The sequence below is a fragment of the Paenarthrobacter aromaticivorans genome (assembly GCF_019038615.1).
Taxonomy (GTDB): domain Bacteria; phylum Actinomycetota; class Actinomycetes; order Actinomycetales; family Micrococcaceae; genus Arthrobacter; species Arthrobacter aromaticivorans.
In genome coordinates this window covers 16497-41544 of sequence record NZ_JAHOPC010000019.1, presented here as the reverse complement: position 1 = coordinate 41544, position 25048 = coordinate 16497, and the positions used below count along the sequence as shown (strand labels likewise).

Here is a 25048-nt window from a genome sequence, read left to right as displayed (position 1 = left end):
CGGCGGGTGGACGGCCAGCGCTGGGACGGCAGCTCGCCGTCGTGCGTTTATTCTCTGGTCCCGTGGGTACGCAGTGGGTAATGTTCTGCATTCGGCGAAGCGCGCGAAGGAGTTGGTTTTCTTGAACGACGACGGCCTGACAGAGGCGGTACAGGAGGCCGGGGCTGTTGAGCTGCTGCTGGTCCGGCATGGAGAAAGCGAAGGCAACGTGGCCGCAACGGAAGCCCGGCTGGCGCGGGCTGAGGTCATTGACGTCCCCGCCAGGGACCCGGACGTCAACCTCTCGGATACCGGCCAGGATCAGGCCAGGGCACTGGGAACTGCGTTGTCCCGGATTGCGGAGGAGTTCTGTCCGGACACGGTGGTCTCCTCCCCCTATGCACGCGCCCTTCAGACAGCGGAAATTGCCGTTCAAACAGCTGGGTGGTCCCTGAAAGTCCACACGGATGAGCGCCTCCGCGACCGGGAATTGGGCATTTTGGACAGACTCACCCGCTTAGGCGTGGAAACGCGTTACCCCGATGAAGCCGAACGGCGCCTCTGGCTGGGCAAGCTGTACTACCGGCCACCGGGCGGTGAATCCTGGGCTGATGTGGCGCTTCGCCTGCGATCCGTCCTGGACGAGCTCAACAATCTGGGAAGAGGACACCGCGTAATGCTCGTTTGCCATGATGCAGTGATCCTGCTGGTCCGATACGTCCTGGAGGGGATGTCCGAGCGGGAGATCCTGGACCTCGCCGCCGGAACGACAGTCCTGAACGCATCGATAACCCGGTATGTGCGCCCCTCTGGTGCTGGACCGTGGACGCTCGAGAGCTTCAATGTGGCCGACCATCTCACCGAACAGGGAGTTACGGTCACCGAGCATGCCGGGGATGCCAGTGTCCACCCACAGTGATTTCAACGGCGCCACGGGCCCCACGCAAGTAACGCCATCCCTTCTGCGCGATTGGCCGCTGCCGGCTCCTGGCGAAGACAAATACTCACGCGGCGCTGTGTTGATCATCGGCGGTGCGCGGACTACTCCGGGCGCCACCGTCCTGGCTGGCATCGCCGCCCTCCGCGCGGGGGCCGGAAAGATTACGTTGGCAGTCGCCGAGTCCGTGGCGGTGCAGGTGGGAGTAGCACTCCCGGAGTGCGGGGCGGTGGGCTTGCCGGAGACTGCCGATGGGTCCGTTACCGGTGAGGGGCTGGACCTCATCTCAAGGTATTTGGAACGGGCAGACGCCGTGTTGGTCGGGCCCGGCTTGGATGATCCGGACCTGGCAGGGGAATTGCTCACCAGGTTGTTGGAGCGGGAGGAGCTCAGAGGCGAAGATCCTGCCATTGTCCTCGATGCCTTCGCCCTCGGCGGGCTGGTGAAGCTAAAGGGGATGCTGGAACCTTGGCGGGGCCGGTTGATCCTCACTCCCAACCCGACTGAGGCGGGAGTCCTGCTGGGACGGGACGTAAACCACCTCGAAACTGACGTTGCCGCCGTCGCCGAACAGTACGGCGCAGTGGTTAGCTGCCAGGGCGTGATCGCACGTCCACCTGGAGACGGCCCTGGGGACCCTGAACTGTGGAAGATCACCACCGGATACGGAGGCTTGGGTACCTCAGGCAGTGGAGACGTACTGGCCGGTGCCATCACCGGCCTCCGGGCGCGTGGAACCAGCGGCGCACAGGCCGCCTGCTGGGGAACCCACCTCCACGCCGCCGCGGCCGACCGCTTGGCTAGCAAGCTGGGCCCGCTCGGGTTCCTTGCGCGCGAACTCGCCGACGAACTGCCCGCCCTGATGCTGGAGCTGAACACCTGAAAGTTATGCAGGTTTCAGGAGTTCATGCTCCACAACTGCCCTGCGGGAGAGCGTCTTGTACCCTTCCTGCTCGAACAAGACGGTGATGACGTCGTCCTCATGCCTCATCACCAAACCCGGGCCCCATTCCTTGTGAATCACAGCGGACTGCAGCGGGAATGGATCGCTTTCGCCAGCCCGCTGTTCATCTGAGCCGCGCTCTTCCTTTGTGCTGTGAACACCATTGCTGGTTTTGGAAGCAGCGGCGCACACATCACAATTGCCGCACGGCTCCGAAAGTTCCTCACCGAAATAGCCCAGCAGGAACTGCCGGCGGCAGCTGTCCGTCTCCGCATATGCGCGCATCATCGTCAGCCTGGACTGGTCAACGCGCTGCCGGGCCCCGGCCAGTTCGACGGCGCGGGCCACCAGGGCGGATAGTTTGGCTTTGGATGCCAGGCGGATGCCGCGCTTGCCTGTGGTGACAGCGCCGGCTTCCTCCAGCTGGTTGACGAGCCCGGTGAGGCGACGGACGGGGAAGCCGGTCAGCTCCGCGAGCGCGCTCTTCGGGGCAGGAGCGCCTGCGGCTTTCACGATCTTCAAAACTGCCAGGAGCGAATCCGGGTCCGGTGAATGCGTGCCGAAGAACTTCCGCAGGCCGAGATCCTCTTCGCGGTAATACAGTGTGGCAGCAGACGGTTTACCGTCGCGTCCGGAACGGCCGATTTCCTGGTAGTAGGCATCCAGTGATTCCGGAATGTCGGCATGGACGACGAATCGCACATTGGGTTTGTTGATACCCATGCCGAAAGCTGTTGTGGCAACCACGACGTCCAGCTGATCGTCCAGGAACTCCTCATGGATACGCTCCCGGTCAGAATCAGATCGACCGGCGTGATACGCCTCCGCGCGGAGTCCTTCCTTTGCCAGTTTGGCGGCGTACTTTTCCGTGTCCTTGCGGGTGGCGGCGTACAGCAGCCCCCGCTCTCCCCCCTTGGCCAGGGAGGCAACCTGCTCCAGGACTGCTTTTCGCTTGCCTTTGTCTTCTTGATGGCGGACCACGTCAAGGCTGATGTTGGGCCGGTCAAAGCCCCGGACGAGGATCAGCGGGTCCTTCATGCCGAGTCGTTCCAGAATTTCATCGCGCACCGGAGGGGAGGCTGTGGCCGTAAGGGCCGCCACTGGAGGGTTTCCCAATCGTTCGCGGACATTTCCAAGATCGAGGTAGTCGGGGCGGAAATCATGGCCCCAGGAGGAGACGCAGTGGGCCTCGTCCACAACGAACATAGTGATGTCCAGTTTGGCGATCCGGTCCACCGTCTCCTGTTTTGCCAACTGCTCCGGGGCAAGAAACAGGAAAGTGGCTTTGCCGGACTCCGCTGCCTCCCAGGCGTCCTCCACTTCCGCGTCGCTACGGGAGGAGTTAATGGCGACAGCAACGCCGTCACCCAACTGCCCGTTCAGCCCATCCAACTGGTCCTCCTGCAAAGCAATCAAGGGAGAAACCACGACGGCGGGGCGCCCGGTTTGGTTGTAGAGGTACCTGGCTGCCACTTGGTAGGTGGCTGATTTGCCGTAACCAGTGGGCATGACCGCCAGGACGTCGCGGCCGCCTGCGAGCGCGTTCATGGCTGCGAGTTGGCCGGGGCGGAGCTTGGGAAGGGAGAAGGAAGACGCCGCAAGGGCGCCCAGGTCTGGATCATCGGACATTGGAAAACGGCTCCGCACAGTGGGTGTTGCGGCCGCTTGCTTCAGCCGAGGTAACCAGACTAACGCGGGCCGGGACCCGGCGTCGTGCGCTTCTTCCTGCTTGTGGATAACTCTGGCCCCTACCGGGAGTCCGGCGTCATGGCGTCATCGCAGGTGTGGCGGTAGCTTTGGAATACTTTTCCTTCGAAGCGGGCGAGGTACCGGAGGTACCGCTGATGCAGGGCTTGTCTACAACCTTGGTTCTGATCGCTCTACTGGCTGTGGCGGCGCCCTTGGCGGTCCGCTTCCTTGACCGGGTGGTCAAAGTGCCCCTTGTGGTGTTCGAGATCGTCCTCGGAATCCTGTTGGGTCCCAGCCTGTTGGGATGGATCGAATCTACGCAGTTCACGGATACACTGGCCGATTTCGGGCTGGCGATGCTCTTCTTCGTGGCCGGCAATGAGATTGATTTCGCCGATATCCGTGGCCGTCCCGCTATCCGTGCCACAGCAGGTTGGGTGATCTCGTTGGCCGCAGGCGTTGGCGCAGGCTTTCTGCTGGCCCCTACGCCGGAGGCCGCGGTCATCATCGGCGTGGCGCTGTGCTCCACGGCGTTGGGGGCACTGCTGCCCATCCTTCGCGATTCCGGTGAATCAAGATCACCGATGGGGATCGCCGTCACGGCATTGGGAGCAGCTGGCGAGTTTGGTCCCCTGATTGCAATCTCGCTGTTCTTCAGTGGCAGGCAGCTGGGACCGGCCACGGCGGTGCTTCTCGGATTTGTCTTCCTGGCTGGCATTGCGATTTTCCTGGCCTCCAAGGCGAGGCACACGCTCTTCCACTCGCAGGTCACCCGGACCCTCCACACCAGCGGCCAGTTCGCTGTCCGCTCCATCATGTTTATCCTTACCGTGCTCGTGGTGCTGAGCATGGTCCTGGGACTGGACATGTTGCTGGGGGCATTCGCCGCAGGCGTCCTTTGGAAAGTGGCCATTGCCCGTGCACCCGAACGGGACCGGAAGGTGATCGAAACCAAACTCGACGCCGTCGCGTTCGGGTTCCTTGTGCCCATCTTCTTCATCGATACCGGCATAGATTTCGATCTGGGCGCACTCACGTCCAGCCCCTCAGCCCTGGCAATGCTCCCGCTGTTCGTGATCCTCCTGCTGATCATCCGGGGCCTGCCATCGATGCTTGCTGCCCCGCCGAGGTCCACCTTCGCCGAGAAACGGGCAATCATGCTGTTCGGGGCAACAGGCCTGCCGATCATCGTTGCCGTCACAGCCATTGGCAGGGATCAGGGGTTCATTTCAAGCGGAATCTCATCGGCACTCGTCGGAGCGGGCATGCTCTCTGTGCTCCTGTTTCCGCTGCTGGCGCTTCGACAGGGTCAGCGTGGTGGCCGGAGGGCAGCGGAGGCCCGGGTCGCGCAAGAGGAAGTCCCTTAGGACAGCTCTCACCCGTCAACTCCAACCAGGTTTCATCGTCCGGGGCCTTTCGCCCCTACGGCACGGATGGGTCACGGCTGATACTGGGCATAGGCCTCTTTTCGGACCTAATGACGGAGCCGGTTCCACCGGTCACCATGAAAGGACACAACGATGGCACGATGCGACGTTTGCGGAAACGACGCTCCGAGGACTTTCACGGTCACGAGGGGTGACCAAAAGGGCACTTTCGACAGCTTCGAATGTGCCATCCACATGATGGCGCCGGCGTGCGAACATTGTGGCTGCCGGGTGTTGGGACACGGCGTCGAGACCGACGAAGGAATCTATTGCTGCGAGCATTGCGCGCGCGAAGCGGGAGCACAGCATCGGGAAAGACCCCATGCCAATACTGACCTCGTTGCCCCGGCCAGCCCACCGTCTGAAAGCCGGGAGGAATGACAGAAAACATCACCGTATGCCCGCACTGCGCTAAGCCAAACAGGGTTCCATCCAGCGCCAGCGGCCTACCGCGATGCGGGCACTGCCATCAGCTGTTGCCTTGGATCGTTGCCGCCAGCGACGGAGACTTCGCCGAAGTCGCCGAAGGGGCAACTCTTCCGGTAATTGTCGACTTCTGGGCGGTCTGGTGCGGCCCGTGCCGGACAGTCAGCCCGGTGCTCGATCAATTGGCGCACGAACGGGCCGGAACGGTGAAGCTCGTCAAAGTCGACGTGGACAGCTCGCCCCATCTTGCCAGGCGTTTCGGCATTCAAGCGGTGCCCACGCTCATGATCCTGATAGGCGGAAAGGTCCTCGCCCGCCGCGCCGGGGCCGCACCGGCAGCAGCCCTGCGCTCATGGGTTGATGGCGTCGTTTCCCAAAATCCCATGGTCGGCAAGAATAGCTGAGTCTGCAGGATCGGCTCCGCGATGGACTGGGAAAGATGCGAATCCATCCGGGACTTTGTGCCCTGTTGAGTGACCCTGGCCGCAACGTTCCGCACGGTTGGGCTGTCCCTTCCGGCCACGCCAATCGAGCGCTGCCGCAACGGGCGACCCCGGCGGCCGGGGGCCTCGGTCATCGACGAGGACATGCTGGTCTTCCGGACAGGCAGACATTCGCCCCCTAAGCGCTTTGTCCTTCACTCCCAGTCAACGCTTACAAAGGTACGCACGAGCCGCCAGGTTCGAGCGCCGGTCGGTGCGGGGCTGCTTCAAGCATTAGTTTGTGGAGATAATGCCGTCAGGCGGCCGGCACGGGTTTCCGGAGGAAAAGACCTACGACCAACGCGGTCAGGAGGCACAGACCAGCGTTCACCCATATCGCCGTCGTTATGCCGCTCAGGACGGCCGGGGCCTCGTTGTTGCCGATGGAGAGAATCTGGGCAGTGAAGATGGCACTCATGATCGGGATACCCATGGTGATGCCGATCTGCTGGCTCATGGTTGCCAGTCCGGTGGCCAAGCCTTGTTCTTCATTGGACAGGCCGGAGGTTGCGGTGACCATGAATCCGACGATGACGACAAGGTTGGCGACACCACCGATGAAGGTGGCCACTAGCAGCGGACCGATGGAGGCGGGATCGGCCCTGAGCAAGACGAGGGCACCGGTAGCGATCGCCTGGACGATGAATCCGTAGACGATGGCCTTCTTGTTGCCGATCCTGCCTATGACCTTTGGCCCGAGGATGCCACCAATCACGGTGCCGAGGCCAAGGACTGCGAAGGCCAAGCCGGCCCCGAGTGGGGTGTAGCCAAGCACCTGCTGCAGGTACAGGGTCAACAGGAATACCAGGGACGTTTCGGTGGCAAAGGCTAGGATGCCGGCAATGTTTCCCCATGCAACGGTAGAGCGCTTCAGAATCTCCAGCGGTACCAGCGGCGAGGTTGCCCTGCGTTCGACGGCCATGAACGCAACGACGAGCACGACTGCTACGGCGAGCGAGCCCAACGTCAGGGGATCAGTCCAGGAGTGTTCGGCAGCATGGGTAAGACCGAAGACCAAGGCCAGTAGACCCAGGGTCACCGTGCTGGCGCCCGGAACGTCCAGTTTCAACCTGGTGGTGGGCTTGCTCTCGGCGAGAACGATGGGGGCGATAACCAGTACTGCGATAGACACCGGCACGTTGACGAAAAACGCCCACCGCCAGCTGAGCAGGTCGGTCAAAAGCCCGCCGAGGATGGCGCCAGTCGTGAAGCCCGCAGCCATCAGCGAGCCATTCAGGCCCAGCGCTTTATCCCGCAGAGGGCCCTCAGGGAAGGATGCCAGCAGCAACGACAGGGCGGCGGGAACAACGATGGCCGTCGCGGTGCCTTGGCCTGCGCGAGCAATGAGCAGCAAGGCCGGGTCAGTAGTCAAGCCACCAGCGAGCGATGCTGCGCCCAGCAGGGCCATGCCGAAGATGAACATTTTGCGGCGGCCGACGACGTCCGCGACACGTCCGAACAACAGTGTCAGCCCGGCGGCGCAGAGGGCAAACGCCGTCGCGATCCACTGGAGGTTTTCCAAGCTGAATCCGACGTCGGCGCCGATGGCCGGGAGTGCGACACCGAGGATTGAGAAGTCAACGGCCAGGGTAAAGCTCGCCGCGAGCAGGACAATGAGTGCCAGCCGCTGTCGGCCTGTCATCCGTCCCGCCTGTGCAGTTGTCGGTTTCGCTTCGGTTGAAAGTGGGACACCTTGGCCCGTGGTGACATCCGGTTGAGTGGTCATGACGGCGATCCTTCTCTGGAGGGGGTAGCCGCCCGTTGGCGGCATCTTCACAACTCCACCGTCACGGAATGTCCCGGGAACAACCACACCCCCTCGTGCCTACCCCTGGCAGTGACAGGACAGGACCGGTGAACACCGGCAGAATGAGGCTCATGAGTAGTCACAGTGAACTTGGGGAGTTCCTTCGCGTTCGAAGAGCTGCCTTACAGCCTGAGGACGTTGGCCTTCTGAATTACGGTATCCGCCGCGTACCTGGCCTCCGCCGGGAGGAACTCGCCATGCTCGCCGGCGTTAGCAACACGTACTACACCCGACTGGAGCAGGGCCTGAGCAACAACGCCTCCGAGGCCGTCATCGAGTCCATCGCGCGCGCCCTCGACCTCAGCGCAGACGAGCGTGCGCACCTGTTCAATCTTGCCCGGTCCGGGACCACCAAGCGGCGCACCGTGACCAAGCCGGACAAGGTAAGACCTGGCATTCTGAGACTCATCCAGTCAATGTCCGACATACCCGCGGTCGTCCTTGGACGCCGGAGTGAAGTGCTGGCATGGAATGGGATGGGTCATCGGCTTGTGGCTGGTCATTTGGACTTCGCAGCGCCCAGGACGCCTTCAACGAGGCCCAACATGACGCGAATGTTGTTCCTCGACCGTCACACCCGTGAGCTTTACACACGCTGGCAAGAAGAAGCCACCCGCGCTGTAGCATCGCTGCGGCTGGTTGCCGGCCGCTCAGCTGATGATCAGGAACTGGCTTCGCTGGTAGGCGAGTTGACCGTGAACAGCGATGAGTTCGCCAATTTGTGGTCACGGCATCCTGTTGAGAACTGCATGTCCGGCCTCAAGCACATGCACCACCCCGAAGTAGGCCACCTGGAACTCAATTTCGAGGTCCTCACCCCGCCTGATGAATCCGGCCACCGCATCCTGATGTACACCGCCGATCCCGGGACCCCGCGGCCGAAGCACTGCAACTGTTGACTTCCAGCGACACTGGTTTGGGCGGGGAAGCAAGGTACGCAAGGGCCACGCAGACGTTCCAAGCAACGCTATGACTTCCCGGAAACAAAAGCCCCTCCAATCCGGGCAAAATCGCCGGAATGGAGGGGTTGGTGGAGCCCCCTGTCGGATTCGAACCGACGACCCCCGCTTTACAAGAGCGGTGCTCTGGCCAACTGAGCTAAGGAGGCATGCGCCGAAAACGACGCTAGATAAGGTTAGCCCAGACCCTCCCCCGCACGGAAATCACGAAGCCGGCCAGCCACCCCAGGTTGAACGCAAGGCCCAAACCCAGGGTGACCAGCCGCCGTCGAAAGTTCCTAAAACCTAGCCCTTGGCGTCAACTGCGGTCTGGATCTCAGCGTTCAGGTCCGTGGATCCGTCCCACTGCTTGCCGTCGATAAACACGGTGGGGGTTCCTGTGATGCCGATGGCTGCCGCCTCTTGCGTGGCAACCTTCACATACGGCCGGTACTGCTTGCTATCCACACAGGAGTCGATGTTCGCTGCGCCTACCTCCTTGGCCATGGACTTGAGGTCGTTGTCCGAGATGCCGGCGCTGCCTTCGGCAGGCTGGCGTTCGAAGAGGAGGTTGAAGAAGTCGGCGTACTTCTCAGGGGAAGAGTTCACCACGCACGCTGCAGCATTTGCTGCGCGTGAGGAGTAGTTGGTGGTGGACTGCTGGTCCAGGAAGCCAAGGGGGCGGTACTCGAGGGAAATCTTGCCTTCGTTGCGGAGTTTGGTGAGCGAATCACCGTAGGTTGTCTCAAACCGCTTGCAGACCGGGCAGATGAAGTCGATGTACGCGATCACCTTGACGGGCTTGCCGGCCTCGGGCTCACCACCGGGAACAGAGACAGTTGCAGGCTTGGTTGCCGGGGCCGAAGGGACATCTGCCACGTTCACGGACGAGGCATCGGACTTTACGACGTCGGAGTTGGCCAGCAATGTTACGCCACCGTGCACGTTGCCATTCGCGGGAGTAGGACCCTGGTCGGCGATCGGTGCGCTTTGCTGAATGCTGGTGGTCACTACCAGTGCGATAACGGCAAGGATCGCCACCACCGCCACCACGATGCCCCACCCGATCAGGAGCTTGTTGCGCTTTTCCTTTTTCAGCTGTGCTTCGCGGATTTCTCGCGCTTTCTCCCGTGCCTGGGCGGTGCGTTCAGCCTTGGAGAGGCGGGGTTCGTTTGCGGGGCTCATCAGTTCCTCGGATTACTCGACGTCGTAGTGCATAGCTAGGGCAACGGGGCCAGTTTACGGGAGCAAACTTGAAGATTCGGCGCACGCGCAAAGACCCGGTTGTTGAACGATCAACTGCCGCACATGATTCCGCCGGTAGGCTGGGAGGTGAGTCACAGCAACCCCAGGGAGCAGTAATGCAGGATTTGGCAAGCGAAAAACTCAAGACGGAAGACGGCGTTAGGGCCTCTCCCACCAGGAAGCCAACGGCGAGCAAGTTCGACTTCATGGTGGTGTCCAACCGCCTGCCCGTTGACCGCTGCAGCACGGATGGCAACGGCGATGGTGGCGGAGGCTGGCGGCGCTCCCCGGGCGGCCTGGTTACTGCGCTTGCACCGATGATGACAAAGTCCGACGGCGCGTGGGTGGGCTGGCACGGAGCCCCGGATGAAACCGTGCGTCCTTTCAGCCACGAAGCGATGGATCTTGTCCCGGTCCAGTTGAGCAGCCACGACGTCGAGCTGTATTACGAGGGCTTCTCCAATGCGACCATCTGGCCGCTGTATCACGATGTCATCGCCCCACCGGAGTTCCACCGCACCTGGTGGGATTCGTACCGCCAGGTCAACAAGAAGTTCGCAGACGCCGTCATCCGCCATGCCGCGGACGGCGCAACTGTGTGGGTCCAGGACTACCAGCTCCAGCTGGTTCCGCGCATGCTCCGCGAGGCACGGCCTGACCTGAAAATCGGCTTCTTCAACCACATTCCTTTCCCGCCGCCGGAGATTTTCGCCCAGCTGCCATGGCGCCGCGAGATTATTGATGGCCTACTGGGTGCGGACCTGCTGGGCTTCCAGCGTCCCAGCGACGCCGGCAACTTCATGCGCTCTGCCCGCCGCTTCCTGGGCGCGAGCGTCAAGCAGCAACAAGTGCACGTAAAGGGCCCGGACGGCGAGGTCACCCACATTGCCCGGGCACAGGCCTTCCCTATTTCCATCGATGTTGACCAGATCCGGGAGTTGGCAGGGAGGCCGGACATCATCGAGAGGGCCAAGCAGATCCGCAAGGACCTGGGCAATCCGAAGACCATCCTTCTTGGCGTGGACCGCCTTGACTACACCAAGGGCATCGGCCACCGCCTGAAGGCCTTCGAGGAACTCCTGCGCGAAGGTAGCATCAAGGTGGAGGACGCCACCCTGATCCAGGTAGCGAGCCCCAGCCGGGAACGCGTGGAGCAGTACCGGCTTCTGCGTGAAGAAATCGAAGGCACCGTTGGCCATATCAATGGCACCTACGACACCATCCAGAACACTGCCGTCCGCTACCTGCACCACAGCTACCCCGTTGAAGAAATGGTGGCGCTGTACCTCGCCGCGGACGTCATGCTGGTCACGGCGCTGCGCGACGGCATGAACCTGGTGGCCAAGGAGTATGTGACGGCCCGTTCCGAGGACGACGGCGCGCTGGTCCTGAGTGAGTTCGCCGGCGCTGCCGACCAATTGAAGCAGGCGCTCCTGATCAACCCGCATGACATCGATGGCCTTAAGTCCGCCATTCTCCGGGCGGTTAACCTCTCCCCCAAGGAAGCCCGCCGCCGCATGAAGCTGATGCGCAAGCAGATCCTTGACCACGACGTCGATCATTGGTCAGCGGAGTTCCTGGCCGCCCTCGAGGAGAAGGTAGTGCGCGATGACAGCTGAGCAGACGCCCCTGTCTTTGTCCCCGGAACTGTTGGACGCCATTCGGCGGATCGCGGGCACGGAGCAACTCCTGGTGGCCTTGGATTTCGACGGCACGCTCTCCCCAATCGTGGACCATGCCGATGACGCCCGGCCCCTTCCGCGTTCGGCTGCGGCTTTGGAAGCCCTTGCTGAACTGCCGCGCACGACGACGGCACTCATCTCGGGACGCGCCCTGGACAGTTTGCGCCTGGTCGCCTCGCCTCCTGTGAACACGTTGCTGATTGGCAGCCACGGCGCGGAGGTATGGCTGGGCGAAGGGTCACTGGGCTTGGAGTTGGATGATGAACAACGTGCACGCCTCGCTTCAGTACGTGACGTCCTGGCCGGCATCGTCAACATCGCGCCGGGGACGTTGCTCGAGGACAAGCCCGCCGGAGTCGTCCTTCACACTCGGCTTGCAGACGACGACGTGGCCGAAGACGCGGTAGAGGCCGCCATGCGGGTTCTGCGTGAGCATCCCGGAGTGTACGTAAAGACCGGCAAACGCGTGCTGGAGACCTCCGTTGTCCATGCCTCCAAGGGCGAGGCAGTGGAGTTCCTCCGTCAAGCAACAGGCGCCACGGCCATTCTGTTCGCCGGCGATGACGTGACGGATGAGGACGCCCTGGGCAGGCTGATGGGCGAGGACGTCGGCATCAAAGTCGGCCTGGATTTCACGCAGGCAGAGTACCGGGTGGAAGCCCCGGTGCACGTTGCGGAACTGTTGGAAACGCTCCTGCGGGAGCGCCGCCGAGTCACGGCGGAAGCATAAACCCCGTCACCGCGGAAGCATGGAGCGGGATCAACATCACATGTGACGTTCGTAACATTTAGGTAGTAAGTCCAAAAGTCTGACATACTCTTGGACGTGATGTGACGCACAGTACCGTGCGACGTCACACGATCCTCCCAGGCCAATGGCCGGGGAGTTCAACTGAAGAAAATGAACCATTCACAACGGATCGTCCGGCACGTACCTGCCGGTGAAGGGATTGATAACTGTGGCTACAGTTACTTTTGATAACGCTACGCGTCTGTACCCGGGCACAGATAAGCCCGCCGTCGATAAGCTCAACATCGACATCGCCGATGGCGAATTCCTGGTCCTCGTTGGACCTTCCGGTTGCGGTAAGTCCACCTCCCTGCGCATGCTCGCAGGACTTGAGGATGTGAACGCCGGCCGTATTCTGATCGGTGACCGCGACGTCACGGATGTTCCGCCGAAGGACCGCGACATCGCAATGGTCTTCCAGAACTACGCTCTTTACCCGCACATGACTGTTGCGGACAACATGGGCTTCGCGCTTAAGATCGCAGGCGTCTCCAAGGAAGAGCGCGCCGAGCGTGTTCGCGAAGCCGCCAAGCTTCTCGACCTCGAGCAGTACCTGGATCGCAAGCCGAAGGCACTCTCCGGCGGTCAGCGCCAGCGTGTTGCCATGGGCCGCGCAATCGTCCGTAACCCCCAGGTCTTCCTCATGGACGAGCCCCTGTCCAACCTTGACGCCAAGCTCCGTGTCCAGACGCGTACGCAGATCGCATCCCTGACCCGCCGCCTCGGCGTCACCACGGTTTACGTGACGCACGACCAGGTTGAGGCCATGACCATGGGCGACCGCGTCGCAGTCCTCAAGGACGGCCTGCTCCAGCAGGTTGACACCCCGCGCAACCTCTACGACCGCCCGCAGAACGTCTTCGTCGCAGGCTTCATTGGCTCCCCCGCCATGAACCTGCTGGAACTGCCGGTTGTCGACGGCGGCGTCCAGTTCGGTGGCACGGTTTACCCGGTCAAGCGCGACGTCCTCGAAGAAGCACACGGACAGACGGTCACCGTTGGTTCACGTCCGGAAGACCTCGAGACGGTCGGCCACGGCGAAGGCCTGCAGGTTGAGGTTGACGTCGTCGAAGAACTCGGCGCCGATGCCTACGTCTACGGCCACACCATCCTGGATGGCAAGAGCCACGACATCGTTGCCCGTGTTGACGGCCGCCGCCCCCCGATGAAGGGCGAGTCCATCTTCGTTCGTCCGCAGTCCGGCCACGTGCACCTGTTCGACACCAAGACGGGTCTGCGCCTGGGCGACTAGTCCCCACCGGCACCTGAATCCGCATCGTGACAGCGGCCCGACCCTTCCCGGGTCGGGCCGCTCTCGCGTTAACCATTCTGCAGAAAGAACGGCATGAACACGACGGATAACCTGATCCCCCGGCCCGTACAAGTCGCGCCATCGGACGGTCAGGCCTTCACGCTTGCGCCTACGGCACGGATCGCGGCAAGCCAGGCAGCTGTCCGGGTCGCGGAGCAGCTGGCGGTGCTGCTTCGCCGCGGCACTGGTTTCGCTCTTCCCATCGTCGAGACGGCCAATGCCGGCGACATCACCTTGGATTTAGTTGAAACGCTCGACGGCGGTCCGGAAGCCTACCGGTTGACTGTCACCAATGCCGGTGCCCGCCTCGCGGCAACAACTCCCGCGGGCCTCTTCAACGCAGTCCAAACACTCCGCCAGTTGCTCCCGCCTGCCGTTGAACACTCCCTCACAGGCGCGGACGATTCGAACACCAGCACCGACGGCACCTGGGTGATTCCCGCCGTCGAGATCAGGGACGCGCCCAGGTTCGCCTATCGCGGACTCATGCTCGATGTCGCCCGGAACTTTTTCACGGTCGAAGAGGTGAAGCAGCAGATAGATGTCATGAGCCAGTTGAAGCTCAATGCCCTGCACTTGCATCTTACGGATGACCAAGCCTGGCGCATCGAGATACATGCGCCCAAGGAGAATCCGTCGGGCTTGGACTACGGGAACCTCACCGCTATTGGCGGCGCCGTGAACCACCCCGGTATCGGCCTCACTCCCGGGCACTCAGGTTTCTACACGCAGCAGGACTTCAGGGAGATCCAGGCCTACGCCGCTGCGAGGAACGTGCTGATAGTGCCGGAGATCGACCTTCCCGGACACGTCAATGCGGCCTTGGCAGCCATCCCGCAGCTCAACCCGGACGGTATGGCCAAGCCCATGAATGCGACCGGCGAGGTCGGCTACTCCACCTTGGACGCAGCACTGCCTGCCACCTACGAGTTCGTTCGTGAAGTGCTTGGCCAACTCGCTGCCATCACGGATGGTCCGTACCTCCACATCGGGGGCGATGAAGCCCACGTCACCGGCCACGACAACTACGTCACCATGGTCCGGGAGTTTGCCCGGATCGGAGCGGAAACCGGCAAGACCGTAGTGGGTTGGAACGAATACGCCAGCGTCGAACTCCCGCAGGGGTCCGTGGTGCAGTACTGGTTCGGTGATTTCTCCCCGGTTGTCCAGCAGGCCGAAAGCGGCAGCTCCAAGGTCATCATGTCCCCGGCCGCGAACACCTATCTGGACCAAAAGTACGATTCCAGCAGCCCGATCGGCCTTGAGTGGGTGGACGGCGGGCCGTTCACGTGGTCCGAGTACTACCACTGGAATCCCGCCCAAGGCGGCCTGCAAGATGACAAGGTCCTTGGCGTCGAAGGCCCGCTGTGGACGGAGACCGTCCGCAACAACCAGCAGGCCTATTGGCTCCTGTACCCCAGGGCCATTTCCTTGGCGGAAGTGGGCTGGTCGCCGCAGGACGCGCGGGACGTTGGTGACTTCCGACGTCGGCTTGGCGCCTTGGGTGAGCGCCTCACAAGGCAGGGCGTCACGTTCCAGGCAGCACCGGACATCCAGTGGTCCGCGATGCCCGAATATCCCTTTACCGCAGCAATGAACGCCAACACCGGCGAGTACGGAACAATTGAGGCATGAGCGAGCAAAACGGAGCCCAGTGGCACGACGAACCGACCGACTACGGGCAGATCGGCAAGCTCCCCAGGACTGAGGCGGCCAGCGCGCAAGACACAGCACCACCGGCCAGCGTCATCGGTTCCCTTAACATCACCGCCGCCGCAGCGGATCCGGAACTGTTGGACCTGCCGTGGCACATTGCGCTCGAGGACTGGCCGGCCGAGAACCTCGCCGCCCTCCCCCGCGGTATCTCCCGGCACATCGTGCGTTTCGCGCACTTGGGTGGATCGGTCATTGCCATCAAGGAAACGTCCGAGCACGTTGCCCGCCACGAGTACCACATGCTCCGCAAGCTGGCTCGGCTGGATGTTCCGTGTGTCGAGCCCGTGGCCGTCATCACCGGCCGGACCACAGCCGACGGCAAACCCCTGAACCCGGTGTTGGTCACCCGGCATTTGAAGTTCTCCATGCCATACCGGGCACTTTTCTCGCAGATGCTTCGCAAGGACACGTTGACGCGCCTCATCGACGCCCAGGCGTTGCTGCTTGTCCGCTTGCACCTCATTGGCTTCTACTGGGGCGACGTCTCGCTTTCCAATACGCTGTTCCGTCGCGACGCCGGCGCGTTCGCTGCGTACCTTGTGGATGCCGAAACCGGCGAGCTTTACCCGGACCTGTCCATGGGCCAGCGCGAGTATGACCTGGAGATCGCCCGCGTCAACATCGCTGGTGAACTGATGGACCTCCTGGATGGCGGGCTCATCGAGGAAAAGGTCGATCCCGTGGCTACCAGTGAGCTCATCATGGACAGTTACCGCAGGCTATGGGCTGAGCTGACGGAAAAGGAATCCTTCGAACTCGGCGAGCGCTGGCGCGTGGGCGCCCGCATCCGCCGGCTCAACGAGCTCGGCTTCGACGTCGAGGAATATGCCATCAAGACCACGGCGGATGGTTCAACCATCCAGCTGCAGCCAAAAGTCGTCGACGCCGGCCACCACCAACGGCGCTTGCTGCGCCTCACCGGATTGGACGCCCAGGAGAACCAGGCACGCAGGCTCCTGAACGATATGGACCAGTTCAGGGCGGACAACAACCCTGACCTGGACGAGGAAATAAGCGCCCACGCATGGGTCAGCCAGATCTTCGAACCGATCGTACGGTCTATTCCCCGGCACCTTGCCGGGAAGTTGGAACCAGCCGAAGTAGTGCACGAGGTCCTGGAGCACCGCTGGTACATGAGCCAGAAACAGGATCGCTACATCCCGCTGGCCGAGACTGTGCAGTCCTACCTGGACACTGTGCTGCAGCACCGCAGGGACGAGGCTGCCATCATGTTGAACCCTGACACCGAGCTGCTCAAGATCCTTGAGGTTGAGGTGGAGGAGTCAGGCCGGTACGACGAAGTGGACGAGTACCCGGACGCGGACGACTAACTCAGGGTTCCAGGGTCTCCGCGAGGCCTGCCAGCACGGGTTCCCGGCCGAGCTCAATGTGCGTGTACGCCAGCGAGTAGGCCAGGTCCGGCCGGCCTTTCAGGATGGCGTTGCACAGCTCTTTGTGTTCGTCCCGTTGGAGCTCGTTGCTGCGGTTGTGTGCCAATCCGAAGATCCAGCGCATGCGGCCAAACAGCGGCTTCACGGACTCGATGAGCAGCCTGTTGCCGGAGAGACGTACGATTTCGGCGTGGAGCTCGGCACTGATCAGCGCGACGTCCTCTGCCCGGTCCTCGTCGATGGCGGCGTTGGAGGCTTCCATCAGTTCCTCGAGCCTGCCACTGGAATGGCCTTCGGCAACGCGGGTGGCAGCCATCCTCGCGGCGAACGTTTCCAGGCAAAGGCGGACGTCGAAGAGCTCGTTGACGTCGGTGAGCGTGAGTTGCCGGACCACTGCGCCGCGGCGCGGGAAGGTGGCCACGAAACCGTCCTTCTCCAGGCGTTGGATGGCTTCGCGGACCGGGATCCGGGAGACGCCGTACATCTCGGACAGTTCCCGTTCGCGCAAACGCCCACCCTGCGCGAAGGTGCCCGTGACGATTCCCTCCAACACCAGTTGGTAGACGTGCTCCGCGCGGGCCTCGTCATCGCGGCCATTTCCGGTTTCCGGCATCGCCTCAGCCACTGTCAAACTTCCCTTCATGCCAGCGTCCGCTCCATTCGCCGGCCGGCGCCGGTCAGCGTTCCAACCGAGCATACACGGGTGGAAACAGCTCGTCGGAGGGGCGGTTCAGGCCATCCCTGAGTGTGTAGGCCTCACGCATCCTGGCGAAGAGTTCCTGGGCCTTTCCCCGCCAGTAGTCCAGGTCCACTCCCTCTATGAGGCCGTCGGCCATGATGGTCCGGCCGGCCACCACTGAAAGCACTGCCTGGCGTGCTGTTCCGTTGAGCGTGAGGGTCCTTAGTGGGTCCTCGTGAACGCCGTCGCGGATGTCTCCCAGGGAGAAGGCCACCATGTCTGCCTGGGCCCCGGGCTCCAACCGGCCGAGATCGGTACGTCGCAGCGCCCGGGCTCCTCCTAGCGTGGCGGCGTCGAAGTATCCGGCGAGGTCGCCGGCGTCGTTGCTGCCTGCCAGGATCTTGCCCAGCTGCACGCCTGCATCGATGCCCCGGACCAGGTCCGGCGGGAAGGAGTCGGTGCCCAGGGAGATGTTGATGCCGGCTGCTTTGTATGCGTTAAAGGAATCCAAGGTGCTGCCATAGCGCATGGATGTCAGAGGGCAGTGGATGATGCTGGCGCCGCTGTCTGCCAGCCGGGCAAGGTCGCCGCGATCCTCTCCGAAAACGGCGGGGTTGCGGTCCGTGTAGGTGGCATGCGGGATCAGCAAGCGTTCGTTGAGCATGCCCACTTGGTCCAGGAGCTCCAGGGGCGTGACGCCATGCCGGTCCAGGATGAGTTCCCGTTCCACGAGGCCTTGGAGGGAGTGCAGGCGAACCAGGACGTCGTGCTCTTCTGAAGCCGCCGCCGTTGCTTTGAGCAGTTCGATGTCCAGGGTCTCGATGCGGCATGGGAGCAGGACACTGGTGATTAGCGGGTCGTTCAGCTCTGTCGCATGGTCAATGAAGCGCAATGCGTCCGCCAGCCCCTCACGGCCACGGCCGGCGTCGAACATGACCGAGCGTTCGCCGTTCTTCAACACCACATTCACGCCCGAGCGGTATGCGGGCCCAAGGTAGCCACGCAAGCCGAGCCGTCGACTGGTCTCCGCCATCCCCACGAGTTCCTCAAAAGGCTCCGCCCACTCGGAATGGACCTCCGATGCAATCGGCATGTAGGTGGTGATGCCATGAAGGACCAGTTGGATAAGGGCGTACTCGCGGATCTGTTGGCGTTCCTCAGCGGTAAAGACGTCCGCGCGGCGGTTGCGGAAGTAGTCCTCGGACCATTGGTGCCCCTTTGCCTGCTCCGGCCCGGCCCAGCTGTCCAGGATGAGGTGGTCGATGTCGGTGAGGGCATCGAGGTCGATCAGCCCTGGCATCAGGAGTGCGTCACCCAGATGATGTTCTTCAGTCACCGGCCCCGTGTAGTCATGGCCGACGTACTCAATGGTGTCGCCGCTATAGACCACGCAGGCATCCTCCAGCAGCACGTGCTGCCCTTTGTTGTGCCCCAGGACGTATCGGGCAGTTGCCTTTGTGGGCACGTGAACTCCTTTGTTCGAACAAAATAGCTATCTGGTATTCCAAACAGTACATTATTTGTGATTTACATCGCATCGATCCTGATCTAGTCTAGTTTGGTATACAAGAATCGCGGAGTCAGCTCCCTGGATCATGAAACGAGCACAAGCGTTGACCCAGCTACAGTCCATCGAACCGAATACCGGCAGTCCGCCGCCCACTCCGGCAACCTCGCCTGAGGGCAAAGCAGCCGCACCCGCCGAGGCACGCTCCCTGCTCGCCACGGCGTGGATGAGGATCCGGCGGAGCAAGATCGCACTCCTGAGCCTGTGCGTCGTGGTGGCCATCATGCTGTTCGCCATCCTTGCCCCCGTACTCAGCGCGATGTCTGGCAATGACCCCTTCACGTCCAACACCAGCCCCGAGGTACTGGACGACTTCCAGACGCCCGGCCTGCCGCTTCCCGGCTATATGTATCCGTCCGCCGAGCACTGGTTGGGCGTTGAGCCCGGCTTGGGCCGCGACCTTTTCGCCCGGCTCGCCTACGGTGGCCAGGTTTCCCTCACCATCGCCCTGCTGTCCACTGCCGTTTCCGTAGTTCTGGGAACAGTACTCGGTGCGGCTGCGGGCTACTTCGGTGGCAAGACGGACGCCGTCATCAGCCGCATCATGGACCTGTTCCTCGCATTCCCGCACCTTCTCCTGGTGCTCTCCCTGACGCCCATCCTGCAATCCCGGCTCCGGGATACACCGCTGGGCGAAGGCAGCTTCCTGCCCATGGCCTCCCTGGTGATCATCCTCGGATTCTTCGGGTGGGCTTACCTGGCAAGGATTGTCCGCGGCCAGGTCCTGAGCCTCCGGGAACGCGAGTTTGTGGAAGCGGCCCGCTCCTTCGGTGCCTCCCACGTGAGCGTCTTGTTCCGCCAGATCATCCCCAACGTCATGGGAGTAGTCCTGGTGTACGCCACCATGTTGATCCCCACCAACATTTCTGCCGAAGCAGCCCTTTCCTTCCTGGGCGTCGGCGTCAAGGACCCCACACCGTCGTGGGGGCAAATGCTGAACGCGGCGCAATCCGGCAACTGGTACCTCAGCGATCCGTGGTTCCTGGCTGTTCCGGGCGTCATGCTCATTGTCACCGTCCTGGCGTTCAACCTCCTGGGCGACGCCGTCCGGGACGCGCTGGACCCCAAGGCTTCCCGCCACTAACTTCCAACATCTCCCTTCACCCAACCCCTTCAACAGGAGCATCATGAAAACCCCCACGAGAGCACTGGCGCTTTCCGTGCTGATTGCCATGGCCGCAACAGGCTGCGCCGCCGGCCAGAACCAGCCCGGCAACACCAAGTCCGCAGAATCGGTCACGGAGCTGGCACCCAACGTGGTCAAGACCGGCTTCAACACCAAGGGCGGCAACCTCAACGTCCTGATGTCCTCGGACTTCCAGACCCTGGATCCCGGCAACAGCAATTACGTCCAGACCGCCAATGTGGGCCAGCTGTACTACCGGACCCTGACCATGGCCAAGGAAACCGCAGGGCAACCCCCAACAGTGGTCCCTGACCTCGCAACGGACACCGGCAAAGTTTCCGACGATGGCCTCAGCTGGACCTTCACGCTCAAGGAAGGCGTGAAGTTTGAGGACGGAACACCCATCACCTCCGCCGATATCAAGTACGGCGTGGAACGCACCTTCGCGCAGGATGTCTTCACCCAGGCGCCGCAAGAGTTGAATTCAGCGCTCGACGCCGGCGGGTACAAGGGGCCGTACAAGGATCCTTCCGCGTCGCTTCAGGCGGTTGAAACGCCGGATGACCGAACGATCGTCTTCCATCTGAAAAAGCCGTTCGCAGAGTTCCCTGCACTGGCGTCCCGCTCCAACACGGCGCCTGTACCCAAGGCCAAGGACACCAAGCTGGACTACACCAACCATCCTGTGTCTTCGGGGCCATACATGGTGGAGTCCTACAACCGGGGCAAGTCGCTCAAGCTGGTCCGCAACCCGCACTGGGACGCCGCCACGGACCCAAACCGCACCGCCCTTCCGGACACCTTCAGTTTCTCCCTCTCCACCTCGCAGGCAACCATCAGCCAGCAGCTGTTGGCTGACTCGGATCCAAATGCCATTACGCTCGATTCCAACGGCGCTCTGCAGACCTCGGATTCCGCCAAGCTGGCCGATGCCAAGGTCAAGGATCGCGTCGCATCCGGCCTTCTGGGCTGCAACGATGTCCTCAGCCTGAACACGGAAAAGATCAAGGACCCGGACGTCCGCAAGGCAATCGCCCTGGCTTTGGACCGCCAATCAATCCTGGTGCAGTACGGCGGACGACGCTTTGGCGAGATCACGCAGAGCCCGCTCAACTCCAAGATGCGTGGTTACGTCGAGACGGAGCTGGAGCTGGATCCTGCGGGCAATCCCAAGCTGGAGGAAGCCAAGAAGCTCCTTGAAGGCAAGGACTACCCCAAGACCCTCACGTACGGCTACGCCAACAACCGCGACGCCTTCAAGAACACCGGCACCGTAGTCCAGCAAAATCTCAAGGCCCTGGGCATCGATGTTGAGCTGGTGGCCATTCCGGCGCCGAACTACTACTCGGTCCTGGCCAGCGAACAGCTTCCGGACATGGGTCGCTCCGGCTGGTGCGGTGGCGCCGATCCGGCCTCCGTCCGTACTTCAGCAGACCCCTTGCTGGGACCGAACAACGAAGGCACCAGCTACGGCTTCTCCAACACCTCCCGCTACTTCGATCCCGTAGTTTCCAAGACGATGTTTGATCTGCGCAACACGGACGGCACTTCAGAAGAGCTTGGCAAGAAGTGGTCCGAGGCGTTCGGCACTGCCCTGAAGACGTACCCCATCGTCCCGCTCATCCGCAGCCACACCAACAGCGTGGTGGGATCCAACGTCCGCAACGCCCAGGTGGGCTACTTCTTCGGCGGCATCGACCTCTCGATCGTCGGCGTCGAGCACTAACCGGACTTCGACAACACATCGGCATAGTCCAGAAGGAGAAGCGGGCCGCCTGCTCCCAGCGGGCGGCCCGCAACCACCACCATGATGACTTTCATTCTTCGCAGGACCGGATCGTTGGTCCTGCTGCTCGCCGCAGTCAGTTTCATCACTTTCACGCTCTTCCAGCTTGGCCCCTCGGACCCCGCGGCCGCCGCCTGCGGACAGGAATGCACTCCTGAACGCGTGGCCGAGGCCCGCGTTGCCCTGGGCATGGACCAGCCGTTCTTTGTCCAGTACATCGACTACATGCGTGGCCTTTTCTCGCCCCGGATGATCGGTGCGCCCGGAGCCCAAACGCTCTGTGAATGGCCATGCTTGGGCAAGTCTTTCCAGACCAATGAGAGTGTTGCGGACATCATCGCCCGATCGCTCCCCTACACGTTCTCCATGGCCATTGGGGCACTCATCCTGTGGACCATCACCGGCGTCGGCTTGGGCCTTCTCGCCGCGCTGCGCAAGGGCTCGCCAGTGGACAAGTTCATCGTGGGCGCAGCGTCGGTGGGCGTATCGCTGCCCATCCCGGTTACGGGCCTGTTCCTGCTGCTTCTCTTCGTCAACCAGCTACACCTTCTGCCGTTCACAACCAACGAGATCAATAGCCCCTTTGGTCCACAGGGACCGGGCGCATGGGTGGCGAACTACCTGCTGCCATGGATCGCGTTGGCCGTGCTGTTCAGCGCCTCCTACATCCGTGTCACCCGGACCAACATGATCGAGACATTCGGCGAGGACTTCATCCGCACTGCCCGCGCCAAGGGCCTGGCACCACGGACCGTGACGTTCAAGCACGGCGTCCGCGCCGGGATCACGCCCGTTGTCACCATGCTTGGCATGGACATCGGATTGCTCCTGGGAGGTGCCGTCCTCACCGAGCAGATCTTCTCCGTTCCCGGCCTGGGCTTCACCGCAGTGCACGCCGCAATTTCGGGTGACCTGCCCGTCACCATGGCGATCACCATGTTGGCCGCGTTCTTCGTCATCGTAGCCAATGTTGTGGTGGACCTCGCCTATGCCGCCATCGATCCCCGAGTGAGGCTCCAATGACCCACACACCACTCACCCAACCGCTCTCCCGGCCTGCGCCGGATCACGGAGCGAGTGCCTTCCTGGACGTCCGCAACCTCTCCGTGAAGTTCCCCACGGACGACGGTCTGGTCTCCGCCGTCAACGGGATGGACTTCACCCTGGAGCGGGGCCAGACCCTTGGCATCGTCGGCGAGTCCGGCTCAGGAAAGTCCGTCACCAGCCAGGCCCTCATGGGCCTCCTGAAGGGCACTTCCGCCCAAGTGACCGGCCAGGCAATGTTCCAGGGCAAGGATCTGGTCACCCTCCCGGAATCTGCCATGCGCCAACTCCGCGGCCGCAACATCGGCATGATATTCCAGGATCCGCTCTCGGCGCTGCACCCGTTCTACACTGTTGGACACCAGATCGCGGAGGCGTATCTGGTCCACAACAAGGCCAGCAAAAAGCAGGCCCGGACAGCCGCCGTCGACATGCTCGGAAGGGTAGGTATCCCCAGTCCTGAGCAGCGCTTCGACGAATACCCGCACCACTTCTCCGGCGGAATGCGCCAACGGGCCATGATCGCCATGGCACTGATCTGTGAACCGGAGCTGCTGATCGCTGACGAACCCACCACCGCGTTGGACGTGACAGTTCAGGCCCAGATCCTGGACCTGATGTCTGAGCTCCAGGAAGAAACCAATTCTGCGCTCATCCTCATCACGCACGATCTCGGCGTCGTGGCCGAAGTATGCGACGACGTCCTTGTGATGTACGGCGGCCAGTGTGTCGAATCGGGTCCCGTGGATGAGATCTTCTACGACACCCGGCACCCCTACACTTTGGGCCTGCTCAATTCGATGCCCACCCTGAACGGTTCGGCGAGCCAGCTGAACCCCATACCCGGCCAGCCGCCGTCGCTCCTTGACCTGCCCCAGGGCTGCATCTTCAGCGCCCGGTGCCAGTACGCCGAACTGGTGGGCGACGGCGTCTGCGCCAAGCAGCGGCCTGAGCTGACGGTGGACGACGGGCATGGCAAGCGCTGCCATCTGAGTGGGCCGCAGATCATCACCATCCGGAATTCGCGTTAGGACCCGCCATGGAACATCAACCAATTCTCCAGGTGGAGAACCTCCAGAAGCACTTTCCGCTCAAGGGCGGCCTCCTGCCCGGGGCTCCCAAGCGATCGGTCAAAGCGGTCGACGGCGTCTCCTTCAGTCTCGCTCGAGGCCAGACTTTGGGACTCGTGGGTGAGTCCGGTTGCGGCAAGTCGACCACGGGCCGCATGGTGGCACGGCTTATGGACCCGACAGGGGGCCGAATCGTGGTGGATGGCGTCGACATCAGCCAGCTTCGCGGGCGGGACCTTTACAACTTCCGGCGCAAAGTCCAGATGATCTTCCAGGACCCGTTCGCCTCCCTAAACCCGAGGCAGACAGTGGGTACAGCGATTGCAGCTCCCATGGTGGCGCAGAAGATCAATCCCCAGGGCGGCCTGAAGAACCGGGTCAAGGAACTACTGGACCAAGTGGGGCTCAAACCTGAGCACTATAACCGGTTCCCGCACGAGTTCTCCGGTGGGCAGCGGCAACGCGTCGGAATTGCCCGGGCCATATCCCTGAACCCATCGGTAATTGTTTGTGACGAGCCCGTATCCGCCTTGGATGTCTCCGTTCAAGCCCAAGTGGTGAACCTGTTGCAGCAGATCCAGCGCGACACCGGAGTGTCCTATATCTTCATTGCCCACGACCTCTCCGTTGTTCGGCACATCTCCCATGAAGTCGCCGTGATGTACCTTGGCAAGATCGTGGAACAAGGACCGCGGGATGAGCTCTTCCGGAACCCCTTACACCCTTACACCAAGGCCCTGCTCTCTGCAGTTCCCCTGCCGGATCCCCGCGCAGCACGCGGGCAAGTGAAGATCCGGCTCCGGGGAGACCTCCCATCACCGGCCAATCCGCCCAGCGGTTGCGTCTTCCGGACCCGCTGCCCGCTGATCAGCACTCTTCCCGAGGAACAGCGCCAACGCTGCATCAACCAGATTCCCACGCCTGCCCAGCCCGCTGCGCCCGCCTGCCACCACACAGGTATGGCAGCAACGGTCCTGGCCGGCGTGCAATAGATGCAGGCAACAGATTCACG

20 protein-coding genes and 1 tRNA gene are annotated in these 25048 nt (G+C 62.4%); 15 read left to right on the top strand and 6 right to left on the bottom strand.

Features of this window, described 5'->3' with window-relative positions; all coding sequences use genetic code 11:
* Nucleotides 1-112: 112 nt before the first annotated feature.
* Together KSW38_RS21365 and KSW38_RS21360 are read left to right on the top strand one after the other, a co-directional pair.
* Nucleotides 113-898 carry a histidine phosphatase family protein gene (locus tag KSW38_RS21365; protein WP_216926995.1) on the top strand — a complete coding sequence of 262 codons (786 nt, stop codon included), beginning with the start codon at nt 113-115 and terminating at the stop codon, nt 896-898.
* Nucleotides 876-1799 (top strand): NAD(P)H-hydrate dehydratase, encoded by a 924-nt coding sequence (locus tag KSW38_RS21360; RefSeq protein ID WP_216926962.1) that lies wholly within the window; start codon nt 876-878, stop codon nt 1797-1799. The genes KSW38_RS21365 and KSW38_RS21360 overlap by 23 nt, the downstream gene beginning before the upstream one ends.
* A gap of 3 nt (nt 1800-1802) precedes the next feature.
* On the opposite strand, the gene KSW38_RS21355 is transcribed toward KSW38_RS21360, so the two are convergent.
* Nucleotides 1803-3488: a RecQ family ATP-dependent DNA helicase gene (locus tag KSW38_RS21355; protein WP_216926961.1), complete on the bottom strand. Its 1686-nt coding sequence runs from the start codon at nt 3486-3488 to the stop codon at nt 1803-1805.
* Nucleotides 3489-3655: 167 nt separating this feature from the next.
* Between KSW38_RS21355 and KSW38_RS21350 the strand changes: the two genes are divergently transcribed.
* Both KSW38_RS21350 and trxA read left to right on the top strand, forming a co-directional pair.
* The gene (locus KSW38_RS21350; protein WP_223948030.1) at nt 3656-4915 is read left to right on the top strand and encodes a cation:proton antiporter; all 1260 of its coding nucleotides are present in this window, start codon (nt 3656-3658) and stop codon (nt 4913-4915) included.
* A 437-nt stretch (nt 4916-5352) separates the two neighbouring features.
* The gene (gene trxA, locus KSW38_RS21340; protein WP_216926959.1) at nt 5353-5805 is read left to right on the top strand and encodes a thioredoxin; all 453 of its coding nucleotides are present in this window, start codon (nt 5353-5355) and stop codon (nt 5803-5805) included.
* A 334-nt stretch (nt 5806-6139) separates the two neighbouring features.
* Here the strand turns inward: trxA and KSW38_RS21335 are convergent, their stop codons facing one another.
* Nucleotides 6140-7525 carry an MFS transporter gene (locus tag KSW38_RS21335; protein ID WP_216926993.1) on the bottom strand — a complete coding sequence of 462 codons (1386 nt, stop codon included), beginning with the start codon at nt 7523-7525 and terminating at the stop codon, nt 6140-6142.
* Nucleotides 7526-7761: 236 nt separating this feature from the next.
* On the opposite strand from KSW38_RS21335, the gene KSW38_RS21330 reads away from it, so the two are divergent.
* Entirely contained in the window at nt 7762-8589 is an 828-nt protein-coding gene (locus KSW38_RS21330; protein WP_254186786.1) for a helix-turn-helix transcriptional regulator, read from the top strand.
* 132 nt (nt 8590-8721) lie between these two features.
* Here KSW38_RS21330 and KSW38_RS21325 read toward each other — a convergent pair.
* Together KSW38_RS21325 and KSW38_RS21320 are read right to left on the bottom strand one after the other, a co-directional pair.
* A tRNA-Thr gene (locus tag KSW38_RS21325) sits at nt 8722-8798 on the bottom strand.
* Nucleotides 8799-8934: 136 nt separating this feature from the next.
* Nucleotides 8935-9813, bottom strand: coding sequence for a DsbA family protein (locus tag KSW38_RS21320; protein ID WP_216926958.1), 879 nt, complete (start codon nt 9811-9813; stop codon nt 8935-8937).
* Nucleotides 9814-9989: 176 nt separating this feature from the next.
* Here KSW38_RS21320 and KSW38_RS21315 point away from each other — a divergent pair, with 176 nt between their 5' ends.
* The 5 genes from KSW38_RS21315 to KSW38_RS21295 all read left to right on the top strand — a co-directional run bounded on the left by KSW38_RS21315 (nt 9990) and on the right by KSW38_RS21295 (nt 16704).
* Nucleotides 9990-11492 (top strand): alpha,alpha-trehalose-phosphate synthase (UDP-forming), encoded by a 1503-nt coding sequence (locus tag KSW38_RS21315; protein ID WP_216926957.1) that lies wholly within the window; start codon nt 9990-9992, stop codon nt 11490-11492.
* A complete protein-coding gene (gene otsB, locus KSW38_RS21310; RefSeq protein ID WP_216926956.1) occupies nt 11482-12285 on the top strand; it encodes a trehalose-phosphatase in 804 nt (267 codons plus the stop codon). The genes KSW38_RS21315 and otsB overlap by 11 nt, the downstream gene beginning before the upstream one ends.
* 229 nt (nt 12286-12514) lie before the next feature.
* On the top strand, nt 12515-13597 hold the full coding sequence (locus tag KSW38_RS21305; RefSeq protein WP_216926955.1) for an ABC transporter ATP-binding protein: 1083 nt from the start codon (nt 12515-12517) through the stop codon (nt 13595-13597).
* 93 nt (nt 13598-13690) lie between these two features.
* A complete protein-coding gene (locus tag KSW38_RS21300; protein WP_216926954.1) occupies nt 13691-15292 on the top strand; it encodes a beta-N-acetylhexosaminidase in 1602 nt (533 codons plus the stop codon).
* Complete coding sequence (locus KSW38_RS21295; protein WP_216926953.1) at nt 15289-16704, top strand: DUF4032 domain-containing protein; 1416 nt, start codon at nt 15289-15291, stop codon at nt 16702-16704. Before KSW38_RS21300 ends, KSW38_RS21295 begins: the two co-directional genes overlap by 4 nt.
* 1 nt (nt 16705) lies before the next feature.
* Here the strand turns inward: KSW38_RS21295 and KSW38_RS21290 are convergent, their stop codons facing one another.
* Nucleotides 16706-17407, bottom strand: coding sequence for a GntR family transcriptional regulator (locus tag KSW38_RS21290; protein WP_254186785.1), 702 nt, complete (start codon nt 17405-17407; stop codon nt 16706-16708).
* Nucleotides 17408-17441: 34 nt separating this feature from the next.
* Complete coding sequence (locus tag KSW38_RS21285; RefSeq protein ID WP_216926951.1) at nt 17442-18908, bottom strand: chlorohydrolase family protein; 1467 nt, start codon at nt 18906-18908, stop codon at nt 17442-17444.
* A gap of 130 nt (nt 18909-19038) precedes the next feature.
* On the opposite strand from KSW38_RS21285, the gene KSW38_RS21280 reads away from it, so the two are divergent.
* From KSW38_RS21280 to KSW38_RS21260, 5 genes are all read left to right on the top strand, one after another.
* Nucleotides 19039-20094 (top strand): ABC transporter permease, encoded by a 1056-nt coding sequence (locus KSW38_RS21280; protein WP_254186784.1) that lies wholly within the window; start codon nt 19039-19041, stop codon nt 20092-20094.
* Between the two features lie 43 nt (nt 20095-20137).
* The gene (locus tag KSW38_RS21275; protein WP_216926950.1) at nt 20138-21862 is read left to right on the top strand and encodes an ABC transporter substrate-binding protein; all 1725 of its coding nucleotides are present in this window, start codon (nt 20138-20140) and stop codon (nt 21860-21862) included.
* Nucleotides 21863-21943: 81 nt separating this feature from the next.
* Complete coding sequence (locus KSW38_RS21270) at nt 21944-22945, top strand: ABC transporter permease (protein ID WP_216926949.1); 1002 nt, start codon at nt 21944-21946, stop codon at nt 22943-22945.
* Entirely contained in the window at nt 22942-23997 is a 1056-nt protein-coding gene (locus KSW38_RS21265; RefSeq protein ID WP_216926948.1) for an ABC transporter ATP-binding protein, read from the top strand. The genes KSW38_RS21270 and KSW38_RS21265 overlap by 4 nt, the downstream gene beginning before the upstream one ends.
* A gap of 8 nt (nt 23998-24005) precedes the next feature.
* Nucleotides 24006-25028: an ABC transporter ATP-binding protein gene (locus tag KSW38_RS21260; RefSeq protein WP_216926947.1), complete on the top strand. Its 1023-nt coding sequence runs from the start codon at nt 24006-24008 to the stop codon at nt 25026-25028.
* Nucleotides 25029-25048: the final 20 nt, after the last annotated feature.

Bases quoted from the DNA above. Each gene is read 5' to 3' on its own strand.
- KSW38_RS21360 (WP_216926962.1), top strand. From the start codon at position 876: ATGCCAGTGTCCACCCACAGTGATTTCAACGGCGCCACGGGCCCCACG.
- KSW38_RS21355 (WP_216926961.1), bottom strand. From the start codon at position 3,488: ATGTCCGATGATCCAGACCTGGGCGCCCTTGCGGCGTCTTCCTTCTCC.
- trxA (WP_216926959.1), top strand. From the start codon at position 5,353: ATGACAGAAAACATCACCGTATGCCCGCACTGCGCTAAGCCAAACAGG.
- KSW38_RS21335 (WP_216926993.1), bottom strand. From the start codon at position 7,525: ATGACAGGCCGACAGCGGCTGGCACTCATTGTCCTGCTCGCGGCGAGC.
- KSW38_RS21330 (WP_254186786.1), top strand. From the start codon at position 7,762: ATGAGTAGTCACAGTGAACTTGGGGAGTTCCTTCGCGTTCGAAGAGCT.
- KSW38_RS21320 (WP_216926958.1), bottom strand. From the start codon at position 9,813: ATGAGCCCCGCAAACGAACCCCGCCTCTCCAAGGCTGAACGCACCGCC.
- KSW38_RS21315 (WP_216926957.1), top strand. From the start codon at position 9,990: ATGCAGGATTTGGCAAGCGAAAAACTCAAGACGGAAGACGGCGTTAGG.
- otsB (WP_216926956.1), top strand. From the start codon at position 11,482: ATGACAGCTGAGCAGACGCCCCTGTCTTTGTCCCCGGAACTGTTGGAC.
- KSW38_RS21300 (WP_216926954.1), top strand. From the start codon at position 13,691: ATGAACACGACGGATAACCTGATCCCCCGGCCCGTACAAGTCGCGCCA.
- KSW38_RS21295 (WP_216926953.1), top strand. From the start codon at position 15,289: ATGAGCGAGCAAAACGGAGCCCAGTGGCACGACGAACCGACCGACTAC.
- KSW38_RS21290 (WP_254186785.1), bottom strand. From the start codon at position 17,407: ATGAAGGGAAGTTTGACAGTGGCTGAGGCGATGCCGGAAACCGGAAAT.
- KSW38_RS21280 (WP_254186784.1), top strand. From the start codon at position 19,039: ATGAAACGAGCACAAGCGTTGACCCAGCTACAGTCCATCGAACCGAAT.
- KSW38_RS21275 (WP_216926950.1), top strand. From the start codon at position 20,138: ATGAAAACCCCCACGAGAGCACTGGCGCTTTCCGTGCTGATTGCCATG.
- KSW38_RS21270 (WP_216926949.1), top strand. From the start codon at position 21,944: ATGATGACTTTCATTCTTCGCAGGACCGGATCGTTGGTCCTGCTGCTC.
- KSW38_RS21265 (WP_216926948.1), top strand. From the start codon at position 22,942: ATGACCCACACACCACTCACCCAACCGCTCTCCCGGCCTGCGCCGGAT.
- KSW38_RS21260 (WP_216926947.1), top strand. From the start codon at position 24,006: ATGGAACATCAACCAATTCTCCAGGTGGAGAACCTCCAGAAGCACTTT.